Genomic DNA, 14413 nt, shown 5'->3' on the forward strand with positions numbered 1-14413 from the left:
CCCCTGGCAACTACATTCAACCTGCGGCCCTGCGCTGCAACAGCGTGACAGAACAATGAAAAAGACTAGTCTGGCAATCCTCGTGGGTGCGGCCCTGTGTATCGGTGGCGGCATCTGGTATTTCAACCATCAGCCAGGCAAGGTGGCCGGTGGGCAGGATGGCAAAGGGGGCAAGGGCGGACAGGCGCCGACGACGGTGAGCGTGGTCACGCCCGTGCGCCAGGATGTGCCGATGGTGCTGCAAGCCAATGGCAGCGTGATGCCGATCAGCAGCGTCGATTTGCACCCGCAGACGACCAGCACGATTAGCAAGGTGCATATCCGCGAAGGCCAGTTCGTCAGGCAGGGAGAGCTGATGTTCACACTGGACGCGCGCAGCGAGCACGCGAATGTCGACAAGGCGCAGGCGCAGGTCTTGCGCGACCGTGCCTCGGTACAGGACTTCGAGCGCCAGCTCAAGCGCAATCAGGATTTGCTGAGCAAGAATTTCATCGCCCAGGGCGCCGTCGACACCCTGCAAAGCCAGCTCGACGCGGCACGCGCCTTGCTGGCCGCCGACCAGGCCGCCTTGCGCGCCGCCCAGGTCGACTCCAGCTACACCGTCCTGCGCGCCCCGCAGGCGGGTAGGGTGGGCGCCATCAATGTCTACGCGGGCAGCCTGGTGCAGCCGACCACGTCGCTGACCAGCATCACCCAGCTCGACCCGATCGACGTGGTCTTCACCTTGCCGGAAAGCAGCTTGTCCGGCTTGCTGGCGGCGCAAAAGGCGGGCGAGGTGGCGGTCAAGGCGCTGCTGTCGGATGCGGGCGGCAAGCAGCTCGATGGCAAGCTGAACTTTATCGACAATGCCGTCGATCCCGCCACGGGCGTGATCAAGATCAAGGCCCGCTTCAATAATGGCGGCACCGATTTGTGGCCAGGCCAGTACGTGAATACGCAGCTGACCGTGCGCACCCTCAAGGATGCACTGGTGATCCCGCAAAACGCCATCATCACGAGTACCGCCGGCACGTTTGTGTACTCGATGGAAGCGGACAGCACGGCCAAGATGCGCAAGATTGCCCGCGTGTATGCATTTGGACCGAATGCCGTCGTCACCGGCTTGGCCGGCGATGAAAAAGTCATCGTCGATGGCAAGCAGAATTTGCGTCCAGGTAGCAAGGTGCGCCTGGCGGAAAAACACAAGGCTGCCGATGGCGCCGCCGCAACGCAGGGCAAGCCAGCATGAACCTGTCCGAACTAAGCATCCGCCGCCCCGTCATGGTGGTGCTGCTGTCCCTCTCCATCATCCTGGCCGGCGTGCTGGCCTACCTGCAAATTCCCGTGGCGGCCTTGCCGAGCTACAACACGCCCGTCATCAACGTGAGTGCCGACCTGGCCGGTGCCAGCCCGGAAACCATGGCTTCGTCGGTGGCCTTGCCGCTGGAAAAACAGTTCTCCACCATTTCAGGCCTCAGCCTGATCACATCCACGAGTACCCTGGGCAATACCTCGCTGACCCTGGAGTTTGACGCCAGCATCAATGTCAACGAAGCGGCCGTCGACGTGCAGGCGGCCCTGCTGCGCGCGCAGCGCCAGTTGCCGACGGAAATGACGGACTTGCCGTCCTACCGCAAGGTCAATCCGGCCGATGCACCCGTGCTGTTCATCCAGATGACGTCGCCTTCGCTGAACTTGTCGGACCTCAACGATTATGCGGAAAATCTGATCGCGCCGAGCCTGTCGACCCTGCCCGGCGTCGCCCAGGTCATCGTCAATGGCCAGAAGCGCTTTGCCGTGCGTGTGCGCGCCCGTGCCGACCTGATGAATGCGCGCAACCTGACGATGGACGAGCTGGCCATTGCCTTGCGCACCTCGAACACGAATTCCCCGCTGGGCATCCTTGACGGCCCCAGCCAGACCCTGACCATCCAGGGCAATCCGCAAATGATGAAAGCGACCGATTTTGCCGAACTGATCGTCGCCAGCCGCAATGGCCAGCCCGTGCGCCTGAAAGACGTGGCCGAGGTGGAAGACAGCTTTCAATCGATCAAGGCCGTCGGCAGTTTCAATGGCGAGCGCTCGATCAGCCTGATGGTGCAGCGCCAGCCGGACGCCAACACCGTGCAAGTGGTCGATGGCGTGCGCCGTTTGCTGCCGGGCTTCAAGGAGCAATTGCCGCAGTCGATACAGATCAGCCTGGTCAACGACCGTTCGCTGTCGATCCGCGAAGCCATCCACGACGTGAATCTGACCCTGGCCCTGACGGTGGTGCTGGTGGTGCTGGTGATCTTTTTGTTCCTGCACCGCGCGGCCGCCACCTTCATTCCCGCCGTTACCATGCCGATCTCGCTGCTGGGCGCACTGGCCCTGCTGTACTGGCTTGGCTACAGTCTCGACAACGTTTCCCTGCTGGGCATAACCCTGGCCGTGGGCCTCGTCGTCGACGATGCCATCGTGGTGCTGGAAAACATCGTGCGCCATATCGAGATGGGCAAGAAGCCGATACGCGCGGCCCTGGAAGGGGCGAAAGAGATGGGCTTTACCATCATCTCGATTTCCGTCTCGCTGGTGGCCGTGTTCATCCCCATCTTCTTCATGCCGGGCGTGATCGGCTTGCTGTTCCATGAGTTCGCCGTTGTCGTCTCGCTGGCCGTGCTGGTGTCCGCCGTCGTGTCGCTGACCCTGGTGCCGATGCTGGCCAGCCGCTTCCTGCCGGCCGACTCGCGCGAGCACAATGACAGCGACCCCAGTCATGGCGAAAAAACCTTTATCGGCCGCCATTTCGAAGCGGGTTTCACGGCATTGCGCAACGGCTATGTGCATCTGCTCGACAAGGCCCTGGCGCACCGCAATGTGGTGCTGTTCGTTGCCGTATGCACTTTCGCGCTGACGGTGCTGCTGTACGCGACCATTCCGAAAGGTTTCTTCCCCGAGGAAGACCTGGGCCAGATCCAGGTGAATACGGAAGCGTCGGAAGACATCTCCTCTGCGGCACTGCAGGACTTGCAAGCCCGTGTGGCGGCCGTGCTCAAGGCGGACCCGAGCGTGCAGGATGTGACCTCGTTCGTCGGCGGCGGCAACACGGGCCGCATGTTCATGGTCTTGAAACCGCGCAGCGAGCGGCCGAAAATGCCGGTGGTACTGGAAAACCTGCGCCGCGCGGCGGGTACCGTGCCCGGCATGGCCGTGTATTTCCGTCCCGTGCAAAACTTGCAGCTGGGCGGACGCCAGAGCAAGAGCCGCTACCAGTACACCTTGCAAAGCGTCAGTCCCGACGCCTTGAATGATTGGGCGGAAAAGTTTATTGCCGGCATGCGCACGGATCCCGCATTCCGCGACGTTACCAGCGATTCGCAGATCAAGGGCTTGCAGGCATCGCTCCGGATCGACCGCGACAAGGCCAACCTGCTGGGCGTGCAAATGTCCGATATCCGCACGGCCCTGTACAGCGCTTTTGGCGAGCGGCAAGTGTCGACCATTTATTCGTCGGCGGCCAGCTATTACGTGATCCTGGAAGCGGCCACGGCCGACCGCCAGTATGACGATGCGCTCACGCGCGTGTCCGTGCGCAGCAAGACAGGCGAGCTGGTGAAACTGTCGAGTATTGCCTACGTGGAACGCACGATCGGCCCCACGTCCGTCAATCACCAGGGGCAGTTGCAGGCCGTCACCATCGCCTTCAACCTGGCGCCGGACGTGCCGCTGGGCATTGCCACGGGCAAGATCGACGCGATGGCCAAGGACATGAGCTTGCCGGCCTCCATCATCACGCGCTATGGCGGCGACGCGGCCGTGTTCCAGAGCTCGCAAGCGAGCCAGATCATTCTCATCATTGCCGCGCTGGCCGTGATCTATGTGCTGCTTGGCGTGCTGTATGAAAGCTATACCCACCCGCTGACCATCCTGGCCGGCTTGCCGTCGGCGGCCGTGGGCGCGCTGCTGACCCTGCGCCTGTTCGGCATGGACCTGACCATGATCGCCATCATCGGTATCTTGATGCTGATCGGCATCGTCAAGAAAAACGCCATCATGATGATCGACTTCGCCCTGCATGCGCAGCGCAACGACGGCCTGGCGCCGGCCGAGGCCATCCGCCAGGCGTGCATCCTGCGTTTCCGTCCCATCATGATGACCACAGCGGCGGCCCTGATGGGCGCCTTGCCGATCGCTCTGGGCCTGGGCGCCGGCGCGGAATTGCGCCAGCCGCTGGGCCTGGCCGTGGTCGGAGGGTTGCTGTTTTCGCAAGTGATTACCCTGTTCATCACGCCCGTGATCTATCTGTTCCTCGACAAGTACAGCGGCACGGGGCCGTTGACGGACGAGCAATTGGTGGCGCTCGACAACAAGTCCTGAGCCGCCACACGGCCACCACCGGCGCCCCGTTCCTCAGTGAATGTGGCGCCGGTTTTGTATGGGCCGTGATACATACGGTAACAACCGTCAAGGCATGGCTCGGGTACGCTGATACCGCTGCAAGGAATGTCGCTATCCTGTACGCTTCGGGTTGGAAATGCCGAGGAAGTGTTCCCAAAGGCTAGGGACTCTGGCACTATGGCTGCCCTGTAATGTTATTTCTTCGCTACACAGAAAGCACGATTCATTTTGCATGACACGACCCATTTGATGGCTGCCGATTCCGATGTTTGCCCCACCTGCGGGCAAGTGATCCAGCCGCCACCGGCCTACGGGTCCAGGACCAGCACCATGCGCAAGGTGGCGCTCGGCGTGTCCGTCTTGCTGCACGTGCTGCTGGCGGCGTATGTCCTGTTGCGCAGCGACACGATCGAAAAGATCCCGCCGCCGAAGAAGGAAAGCGCGATGGTCTACATCGCGCCGCTGAAAGACAAGCCGCAGCCGAAGCCGCAACCGAAACCCACGCCGAAACCGAAGGACACGAAAGTGGCCAAGGTGAAACCGCCGCCGGCGCCGAGCAAGCGCGTGGTGACGAAAGACGTGCCGCGCGACAAGCCGAAACTGGAAACCTTTACGCCGCCGCTGGTATCGAAAGTGCCGTTGCCGCCGCCGCCCGCTGAAGACATGAGCTCGATGATCGAGCAGCGTCGCAAGCAGCGCCAGGCGCAAAATCCCGCGCCGCCGGCCGAGGAAAGCGAAAACGACCGCGCCATGCGCGTGGCCAAGGCGAATATCGCCGGCGCCCAAGGGCGCAATTCCGGCAGCGACCGCGAGGATTCGGGCGGCGTGTTTTCCATCGTCAACCAGACTTCGTTCAGCGCGGAAGTCAAGTTCAAGGGCTGGAACGGCAACTTCAAGCGCAACTGGCTGAAGCAGGAAAAAGTCGAGCTGGGCAATGAGCCCGATATCGAAACGGCCATCGTGAAAAAGATGATCCAGCTGATCCGTGCTGAAAAGCCTGGTGATTTCGTCTGGGAATCGCGGCGCCTGGGACGCAACGTCAACCTCAGCGCCCGCGTGGAAGACACGGCCGAGCTGATGGCTTTCCTGCGCCAGGAATTCTTTTCCGAAAAGCGGCCAGGGCCGGGACGGCGCTAGGCGCCAGGACGCGCTGCAATAAAAAAAGGCTGCACCGTGTGAATGAACTGAACCCCGAAAGTTGGACACCAACTTTCGGGGTTTTTCTATGGCTAAGCATAGTACGCAGTTCAAGCTGGATGTGGTTCAGCAATGCATGCGGGGTGAGGCAGGAGTCCAAACAATCGCCCGGCAACATGGTCTGGATCATGCCATGGTTCGGCAATGGCTTCATTTATTTAACCTGCACGGACAGGCTGGCTTAAGCAAAAAGTTTAGCCACTACCCGGCCGAGCGACGGTTGCAGGTGCTCGAGCACATGTGGGCCAACCAGCTCTCCTATCGTCAGACCGCGGCGGTATTCAATATCCGTAGTCCCTCTTGCATCCCTGCCTGGGAGCGCTGCTATCATAGCGGTGGTATAGACGCCCTGAAGCCGCGACAGCGCGGCAGACCGACAAAGATGCCCACTTCTCAACCGCCCCAGCCTCAACCCCATGTGGATGATGCAACCCGTAGCCGCGAAGAACTGCTCGCCGAGGTGAATTTCTTGCGCATGGAGAACGCCTATCTAAAAAAGTTGAAAGCCTTGGTTCAGCAGCAAGAGCAGCAGACAACAGCGCGCAAAAAGCGCAAGTAGTTGGCGAACTAAGGCAACAATTTCCGCTGGCGGCCTTGCTCAAGCTCGCGGCCCTGCCGCGCAGCACCTTTTACTATCAGCAGAAGGTGGCGCAGGTAGCCGACAAGCATCAGGCACTGAAGCAACAAATTCGTTCCATTTTCGCCCGCCATCAAGGGCGTTATGGATATCGGCGCGTGACGTTGGCGATTCGGCAGCTGGGCCTGCAGGTCAATCATAAGACCGTTCAAAGGCAGATGGTCCAGTTAGGGTTGAGGTCCTTGGTGCGCCCCAAGAAATATCGCTCGTACAAGGGCGAAGTGGGGCAGGCGGCGGCGAATGTCTTGCAGCGCCAATTTCAGGCGCAGGCAGCCCATCAGAAATGGGTGACGGACGTGACGGAGTTTAACGTTGCCGGCGAGAAGCTGTATCTGTCGCCGGTGATGGACCTGTACAACGGGGAAATCGTGGCGTTTGAAACGTCCAGGCGGCCCGTGTTCAAACTGGTGAGCGCGATGCTCCAGAAAGCGCTGGCCAAACTGAAGGCGAAAGACAAACCCATGCTGCACTCTGACCAGGGATGGCAATATCGGATGCCTGCTTACCAGAAAATGCTGCGCGATAAGGGTGTGGAGCAAAGCATGTCCCGTAAGGGAAACTGCCTCGACAACGCAGCCATGGAAAGCTTCTTTGCCGTGCTCAAGACGGAGTTCTTCTACCTGAACAAGTTCAGCAGTGTCGATGAATTGCAGCGTGGCATCAAACAGTACATCCACTACTATAATCACGAGCGTATCAAGCTCAAATTAAAAGGGCTGAGTCCTGTGCAATACAGAACTCAGCCCTTGTCCACCTAGTAAATAAACTAAACCGTCCAACTATTTGGGGTCAGTTCAGTGAACGGGCAGCCTTTTTTACGCAGCGTTGATCTTGATCAAGCCGGTTTGTCGGTTCCCGCTTCCGGCTCGACGTCGTCTTCCATCTCGATCAGTTCGACCATCTGGGCCGCGCCATCTTCGCTGATGCCGGCCAGTTCCATGATCTTGTCGTTGGCTTCGTCGATGCCGACGCGCTTCAGAGCCGAGAACAGTTGCACGGTGAACGGGAAGCCGACGCCGTCTTCATCCACATAGCTGTCGAGCTTGGCTTTCGCCTGGCGCAAGGCGTTCACGGATTCATTGCGGTTCAGCTTATCGACCTTGGTCAGAATGCAGTGGATCGGTTTGCCCGTCGGGGCGAACCATTCCAGCATTTGAATGTCCAGGTCGGTGAACGGGCGGCGCGAATCCATGATCAGGATCAAACCAGCCAATTGTTCGCGGCGTTGCACGTAGTCACCCAGCAGGCGCTGCCAGTGCAATTTGGCCGAGCCCGATACTTCCGCGTAGCCATAACCCGGCAAGTCGACCAGCAGGCATTCGATCTCTTCGACGATGGTGGCATCCTTGCGGTGCTGCGCCACGTGGGCGCCGCCGATGGAGAAGTAGTTGATGTGCTGGGTACGGCCAGGTGTCTTGGAGGCGAACGCCAAGCCTTTCTGATTACACAAGATGTTGATGGCGGTCGATTTACCGGCATTGGAGCGGCCGGCAAAGGCGATTTCCGGCACCGTGGTATCGGGCAGGTCACGCAATTGGTTGACGGTCGTAAAGAAGCGGGCTTGCCAGAGTTTTGACATGGGAATAGTAAAGCAACAAAAGGGAGCGATAAGGGAGCGATAACGCCAAGAAGCTATTGTACAATAAGGGGTTGTTTATTGTTGCCGGCGTAGCAGCGATGCGGCTTGCGGCCCTGAAAATAAAGCAAAAATCCACAGGGCGCGGCAATGTCCACCACTAATTTCTCACTGTCTCAGGGTGCCTGAATGAATCGTGCGTTTTCACCGTTGTTCAAATCCATGCTGCTCGCTTTGCTGGCTGTATCGGCAACTGCCTCCGCGGTCGAAGCACCGAAACCGGCTGTCAAGGCCGACGCTGCCAAGGGCGCTACCCTGTACGCCGATGGCGATGCGGCGCGCGGCTTGCCTGCCTGCGTCTCCTGCCATGGCGCGGCCGGCAATTCGACCATCACGGTCAATCCGAAGCTGGCCGGCCAGCACGAAAGCTATATTTACAAGCAACTCGTCGATTTCACCACGCCGCAGCGCAACCAGCCCGTCATGACGACGTACGCGAAGATGCTCAGCGACGCCGACAAGAAGAATATCGCCGCCTACCTGGGCACGCAGCTGTCCAAGCCGGGCGCCGCGAAAAACAAGGATACGATCGACCTGGGCAAGAAAATCTACCGTGGTGGCATTGCTTCTAAGCAAGTTGCCGCCTGCGCCAGCTGTCATGGCGCGACGGGCAATGGCATTCCCGTCCAGTATCCGCGCATCGCCGGCCAGCACCAGGATTACACGGTGGCCCAGCTGACGATGTTCCGCAGCACCAAGGCCGATGCCCGCAAGAACAGCGCTGAAATGCACACCATCGCCGCCCGCATGTCGGATGACGAGATCGCTGCCGTGGCCGACTATATCGCCGGCCTGAAGTAAGTTTTCATAGTGGCAAGCGATTGCCAGGCGCATCAGTGCGCGTGAACAAGGGCGGCCGAGTCAACGGGCTGCCCTTTTTCATGGCAGGGGCCAAACAGGAGTATGCTGCCGCCTTGCGCGGAGAAACACTCTGCTCCATGCCTACATTTTCTTGAAGATTGCATATCCCGTATGAGTATCCACGTATGAGCACAGGCACGACCGGAATCGAGTTAAAGACCCAACGCCGCAGCCTGGCTGAATTCGTCGAGCTGGTCTCGTCGATGCGCTTTGCCATCAGCCTGCTGACCCTGATCGCCGTCGCGTCCATCATCGGCACCGTGCTCAAGCAAAACGAGCCCATGCCCAATTATGTCAACCAGTTCGGCCCGTTCTGGTTCACCGTTTTCGACAAGCTGAGCCTGTATTCCGTGTATTCGGCCTGGTGGTTCCTCGTCATCATGGGTTTCCTCGTCGCCTCGACCTCGCTGTGCATCGTGCGCAATGCGCCGAAGATGCTCAAGGACATGCGCAGCTGGCGTGAAACCGTACGCGAGCAATCGCTGCGCAATTTCCACCACAAGCTGGAATGGCAGGCGCCGCTGCCGCGCGCCGTGCTGGCCCAGCAGATGGTGATGCGCCTGAAAGACGCCGGCTACGGGGCCAAGGTGGTCGAGAAGGACAACGCCACCCTGGTCGCCGCCAAGCGGGGCGCGGCCAATAAATGGGGCTATATCTTTGCCCACGGCGCCATCGTGATCATTTGCGTGGGCGGCTTGCTCGATTCGGAAATGCCGATTCGCGTACAGCAATGGTTCTTTGGCAAGACGCCGTTCTCCGGCAGCGGCGTGATCGCCGATATTCCCGCCCAGCACCGCCTGAGCCTGTCGAACCCTACTTTCCGCGGCAACACCATGATTCCGGAAGGCTCGTCGAGCAACACGGCCATTATTCCCCAGGCCGATGGCGTGCTGATCCAGGACTTGCCCATCACCATCCTGCTGAAAAAATTCCACATCGATTTCTACAGCACCGGCATGCCCAAGCTGTTCGCCAGCGATGTCGTCATCACCGATCATGTGACGGGAGAAAGTTTTCCTGCCACCATCAAAGTCAACCAGCCGCTGTTGTACAAGGGCCTGGCCCTGTACCAGTCCAGCTTTGAGGATGGCGGCAGCAAGCTCAAGTTGACCGGTTTTCCCATGACGGGCAAGACGACGAAACGCTTCGATATCGGCGGCGAAGTGGGCGGCAGCACGCCGCTCGAACGCAGCGATGGCAATTCCTACACGGTGGAATGGTCGGGTTTCCGCCCCTTCAACGTGGAAAACCTCAGCGCGGGCCAGGATGTGCGCGCCGTCAGCAAGGCGGAAAGTTTCAACGATAAATTCGCCGTCGGCCTCGATAAGCGCCTGGGCTCGGCCGCGAAGAATGCGAATAACAAGGACCTCAAGAACGTGGGGCCATCGGTGCAATACAAATTGCGCGACAAGACGGGCCAGGCGCGCGAGTACCAGAACTACATGCAGCCCGTCACCGTGGATGGCACGACGGTGTTCCTGGCCGGCATGCGCGTCAACCCCAGCGACCCGTTCAGCTATTTGCGCATTCCCGCCGATGACAATTACAGCGTGAACGAATGGATGCGTTTGCGTGCCGCGCTGCAAGATCCGGCGCTGCGCCAGCAGGCCGCCACGCGCTATGCGGCGCGCGCCATGCCGCAGGCGAACGCGGAAGCCTTGCGCGGCCAGTTGCAGGAATCGGCCGCGAAGAGCCTCGGTATCTTTGCCGGCAATGGACAAGAGGGCGGTTTCCTCGCCATTTCGCGCTTCCTGGAGAAAATTCCTGCCGCCGAGCAAGAAAAAGCGGCCGATATCTTCATGAAGATATTGAATGGCAGCCTGTGGGACTTGTGGCAGGCGGCGCGCGCCCAGGATGGTTTGAAGGCCATCGAGGCCGATGACAAGCATGGCCGTTTCCTGCAGCTGGCCACGAATGCGCTGTCCGACAGCTTCTTCTATGGCGCGCCCGTGTATCTGCAACTCGACGACTTCACGGAAATCAAGGCGTCCGTGCTGCAGGTGACGCGTTCACCAGGCAAAAGCGTCGTCTACCTCGGTTGCCTGTTCCTCGTGATCGGCGTATTTTCCATGTTTTATATCCGCGAACGCCGCCTGTGGGTGTGGATCAAGGATGGCGAGGGCGGCAGTGAAGCGCTGATGGCCATGAGCACGCAACGCAAGACGCTGGATTTCGAAAAAGAATTTGAGACTTTGAAGGCAAAGCTGCCGCAATCGGCGTAAGCTGCGCTGAGTTGGATTGGCTGAGTTTCGGGACGCTTGCGCGTCGCCGGGAATGGAGAAAATGATGGAATTGGCAAACAAGCAAATATATACGCAGGAACCAGGATTTTTCAAGCGCCTGAGCCTGATCGATTGGCTGTATGGCGCCGGCTTGCTGGCGGCATCCCTGTTCGGCCTGATGCGCTTTGGCGCCTTCATGGATATCTATGAAAAAGCCATCTTGCTGGCCGCCGCCCCCACGTTCGCGTGGCTGGGCTGGTACTGGAAACCCGTGCGCTGGCTGATCCCCGTGGCGGCCGTGCTGTCGCTGTTCGCCATCGAGCTGTACGCGGGTCATCTGGAAATGGCGAACCAGAAATTCTTCCTGAAATACATCTTGTCGAGCCAGTCCGCCATCCTGTGGATGGGCACGCTTTTCGTGCTGTCGACCCTGTTCTACTGGATCGGCCTGGTGGCGCGCTCGGAATTCGGCTCGTCCGTCGGCTCCCTGCTGTGCTGGGCCGGCGTCGTGCTGGGCCTGACGGGCATGCTGGTGCGCTGGTACGAGTCTTACCTGATCGGCGCCGACGTGGGCCACATCCCCGTGTCGAACCTGTATGAAGTGTTCATCCTGTTTTCCCTGATCACGGCCATGTTCTACCTGTATTACGAGCAGCACTACGCGACGCGCCAGCTGGGCGCCTTCGTCATGCTGGTCATTTCGGCGGCCGTCGTCTTCCTGATGTGGTACACGGTCACGCGCGACGCGGCCGAAATCCAGCCGCTGGTGCCGGCCCTGCAAAGCTGGTGGATGAAGATCCACGTGCCGGCCAATTTCATAGGCTACGGCACCTTCGCCCTGTCGGCCATGGTGGCCGCGGCGTATCTGCTCAAATCGAGCGGCTACCTGGTCGACCGTTTGCCGTCGCTGGAAGTGCTTGACGACGTCATGTACAAGGCCATTTCCGTCGGCTTCGCTTTCTTCACGGTAGCGACCATCCTGGGCGCCCTGTGGGCGGCCGAAGCATGGGGCGGCTATTGGTCGTGGGACCCGAAAGAAACGTGGGCGCTGATCGTCTGGCTCAACTATGCAGCCTGGCTGCACATGCGCCTGATGACGGGCTTGCGCGGCCGCGTCGCCTCGTGGTGGGCGCTGGTGGGCTTGCTGGTGACGACGTTTGCTTTCCTGGGCGTCAACATGTTCCTTTCTGGATTACATTCTTACGGCAAACTGTAATTCATTTTTGCATGACAGAAGCGTCATGAACGGCCCGGAAAAACTGGTGTAAGGTATATCCAATCACCTTTTTCCGGAGCCGCCATGTTGATCAAGCGCAGTCCCAACGGCATTGAGTTGCCGTATTCTTCCGAAATCACGCCGCGCGCCGTGTTTGAATCGCGCCGCAGCTTTATCAAGCAAGTGGCGCTGGGCTCGATGTCCAGTGCGGCCTTGCTGGAAATGGCCAGCCGCGAAGCGTTCGCGCAAGGCATCAATCCCAAGCTGGCGGCCAAGCTCAATCCCGCCTATTCGGCGCTGGAAAAGCAGACGGCCTATAAAGACGCCACCACCTACAACAATTTCTACGAGTTCGGCACGGACAAGAGCGACCCGGCGCAAAACGCGGGCACCTTGCGCACGCGGCCCTGGACCGTCAGCATCGAAGGCGAAGTCAAGAAGCCGATGACCCTGGACCTCGACGCGCTGCTGAAGCTGGCGCCGCTGGAAGAGCGCGTCTACCGCTTGCGCTGCGTGGAAGGCTGGTCGATGGTTATCCCGTGGGTCGGTTATTCCTTCTCGGAAATCATCAAGAAGGTCGAGCCGACGGGCAATGCCAAGTACGTGGAATTCATCACCCTGGCCGACAAGAAGCAGATGCCGGGCGTGGGCAGCCGCGTGCTGCAGTGGCCGTATACGGAAGGCTTGCGCATCGACGAGGCGAACCATCCGCTGGCCCTGCTGACCCTGGGCATGTATGGCGAAACCTTGCCGAACCAGAATGGCGCACCCGTGCGCATGGTCTTGCCGTGGAAATATGGTTTCAAGTCAGCCAAATCCATCGTCAAGATCCGTTTCGTCAAGGAACAGCCGCGCACGTCCTGGAACCTGTCGGCGCCGTCCGAATATGGTTTTTACTCGAATGTGAACCCCAACGTCGATCATCCGCGCTGGTCGCAAGCTTCCGAGCGGCGCATCGGCGAGGACGGTTTCCTCACGCGCAAGCGCAAGACCCTGATGTTCAATGGCTACAACGATGTCGCTTCCATGTACGCGGGCATGGATCTGAAGAAGTTCTTTTAAGGAAAGACCATGGCCTTCAACCCCACGCCGAGACAATTGTCGCTATTCAAAAGTCTGGTTTTTTTGCTGGCACTGCTGCCGTTTGCCCGCATGGTGTGGCTGACGTACACGGGGCAACTGGTGGAGCCGCTGGAATTCATCACGCGCGGCACGGGGGACTGGACCCTGTATTTCCTTTGCATCAGCCTGGCGGTGACGCCCTTGCGGCGCCTCACGCAATGGAATTGGCTGATCAAGTTGCGGCGCATGCTGGGCCTGTTCGCCTTTTTCTACGCGGCACTGCACTTCACCACTTTTTTATGGTTCGATCACTTTTTTGATGTGCAGGAAATGTGGAAGGATGTGCTCAAGCGGCCGTTCATCACCGTGGGTTTCATCGCCTTCGTCTTGCTCATTCCGCTGGCCCTGACGAGCACGAACGGCATGGTCAAACGCCTGGGGGGCAAGCGCTGGCAGTGGCTGCACCGGTTGATTTACATCATCGCGCCGCTGGGCATTTTGCACTTCTGGTGGATGAAGGCGGGCAAGCATAATTTCGCGCAACCGATACTTTTTGGCAGTATCGTCGCGCTACTGCTGTTAATACGCGTGGTTTTCGCCTGGAACAAGCGGGAGAAGAGCGTCAGGGCGGCCAAGGCAGCCACCCCGGTACGCTCGACTTAGGTTGCCGGCACGATCACCGGTGGCGGCGGCACGGGCGCCGGTTCGACGGGGCCTTTGGCTGGCGCACCCTTGGCCGCTGGCGGCTTGGGCAGGTACAGGGGGCCAGGCTGGCCGCAGCCGGCCAGGACGCTAGAAACCACAATGGCGGTGCCGATATAAAACGCTGAGGATGACTTCACGATTAGAATCACGGTTTGATTAAGATCTTTGGAGTGTAGCATGAGCGAATCGGAATTCCTGGCCCTGGCCGAAGCCACCCTGACCCAGATCGAGGCGGCGCTGGACCGGCTGAACGATGAAGACGTGCTCGACGTCGAATGCAGCCGCAGCGGCAATGTGCTGGAAATCGAATTCATCGATAACGGCACGAAAATCATCGTCAACAGCCAGGCCCCCATGCGCGAGATGTGGGTAGCCGCCCGTTCCGGCGGTTTCCACTACAAGCGCGTGGGCGACGAGTGGATCAACACGCGCGACGGTTCGGAACTGTTCGCGGCCCTGTCGGCCATGGCCAGCGAGCAGGCCGGTGCTCCCGTTGTGCTGAAGTAATTGTTTTAGCCGCG

The 14413-nt window shown here is 59.7% G+C and carries 12 protein-coding genes; 10 read left to right on the forward strand and 2 right to left on the reverse strand.

Translation table 11 applies throughout. From position 1 onward, the window contains the following. The first annotated feature begins 55 nt into the window (after positions 1-55). From FG13_RS21170 to FG13_RS29630, 4 genes are all read left to right on the forward strand, one after another. A complete protein-coding gene (locus tag FG13_RS21170; RefSeq protein ID WP_035824027.1) occupies positions 56-1228 on the forward strand; it encodes an efflux RND transporter periplasmic adaptor subunit in 1173 nt (390 codons plus the stop codon). Then, on the forward strand, positions 1225-4335 hold the full coding sequence (locus FG13_RS21175) for an efflux RND transporter permease subunit (RefSeq protein WP_035824029.1): 3111 nt from the start codon (positions 1225-1227) through the stop codon (positions 4333-4335). The genes FG13_RS21170 and FG13_RS21175 overlap by 4 nt, the downstream gene beginning before the upstream one ends. A gap of 270 nt (positions 4336-4605) precedes the next feature. After that, a complete protein-coding gene (locus FG13_RS21180) occupies positions 4606-5493 on the forward strand; it encodes a hypothetical protein (protein WP_235211781.1) in 888 nt (295 codons plus the stop codon). An 88-nt stretch (positions 5494-5581) separates the two neighbouring features. Then, a protein-coding gene (locus tag FG13_RS29630) for an IS3 family transposase (protein ID WP_425252161.1) occupies positions 5582-6948 on the forward strand; the annotation gives its coding sequence in 2 pieces (ribosomal slippage) (positions 5582-6082 and positions 6085-6948; 1365 coding nt in all). Between the two features lie 77 nt (positions 6949-7025). Here the strand turns inward: FG13_RS29630 and yihA are convergent. Next, positions 7026-7769, reverse strand: coding sequence for a ribosome biogenesis GTP-binding protein YihA/YsxC (yihA, locus tag FG13_RS21195; RefSeq protein WP_034753234.1), 744 nt, complete (start codon positions 7767-7769; stop codon positions 7026-7028). A gap of 186 nt (positions 7770-7955) precedes the next feature. Here yihA and FG13_RS21200 point away from each other — a divergent pair, with 186 nt between their 5' ends. The 5 genes from FG13_RS21200 (at position 7956) to FG13_RS21220 (ending at position 13850) form a co-directional block, all read left to right on the forward strand. Continuing rightward, positions 7956-8627: a c-type cytochrome gene (locus FG13_RS21200; RefSeq protein WP_035824033.1), complete on the forward strand. Its 672-nt coding sequence runs from the start codon at positions 7956-7958 to the stop codon at positions 8625-8627. A 185-nt stretch (positions 8628-8812) separates the two neighbouring features. Further along, positions 8813-10909: a cytochrome c biogenesis protein ResB gene (locus tag FG13_RS21205; RefSeq protein WP_035824035.1), complete on the forward strand. Its 2097-nt coding sequence runs from the start codon at positions 8813-8815 to the stop codon at positions 10907-10909. A 64-nt stretch (positions 10910-10973) separates the two neighbouring features. After that, entirely contained in the window at positions 10974-12125 is a 1152-nt protein-coding gene (ccsB, locus tag FG13_RS21210; RefSeq protein WP_034753239.1) for a c-type cytochrome biogenesis protein CcsB, read from the forward strand. Between the two features lie 84 nt (positions 12126-12209). Further along, positions 12210-13187, forward strand: a complete 978-nt coding sequence (gene msrP, locus FG13_RS21215; protein WP_035824037.1) for a protein-methionine-sulfoxide reductase catalytic subunit MsrP — start codon at positions 12210-12212, stop codon at positions 13185-13187. A gap of 9 nt (positions 13188-13196) precedes the next feature. Then, positions 13197-13850: a sulfite oxidase heme-binding subunit YedZ gene (locus FG13_RS21220; RefSeq protein ID WP_035824039.1), complete on the forward strand. Its 654-nt coding sequence runs from the start codon at positions 13197-13199 to the stop codon at positions 13848-13850. Here FG13_RS21220 and lptM read toward each other — a convergent pair. Then, complete coding sequence (lptM, locus tag FG13_RS21225; RefSeq protein ID WP_034778304.1) at positions 13847-14029, reverse strand: LPS translocon maturation chaperone LptM; 183 nt, start codon at positions 14027-14029, stop codon at positions 13847-13849. The two genes, FG13_RS21220 and lptM, sit on opposite strands and share 4 nt — an antisense overlap. A gap of 40 nt (positions 14030-14069) precedes the next feature. Between lptM and cyaY the strand changes: the two genes are divergently transcribed. Further along, complete coding sequence (gene cyaY / locus FG13_RS21230) at positions 14070-14399, forward strand: iron donor protein CyaY (protein WP_035824041.1); 330 nt, start codon at positions 14070-14072, stop codon at positions 14397-14399. Positions 14400-14413 lie beyond the last annotated feature (14 nt).

This window comes from Janthinobacterium sp. RA13 (assembly GCF_000745325.1).
GTDB classification, from domain to species: Bacteria; Pseudomonadota; Gammaproteobacteria; order Burkholderiales; family Burkholderiaceae_D; genus Janthinobacterium; species Janthinobacterium rivuli.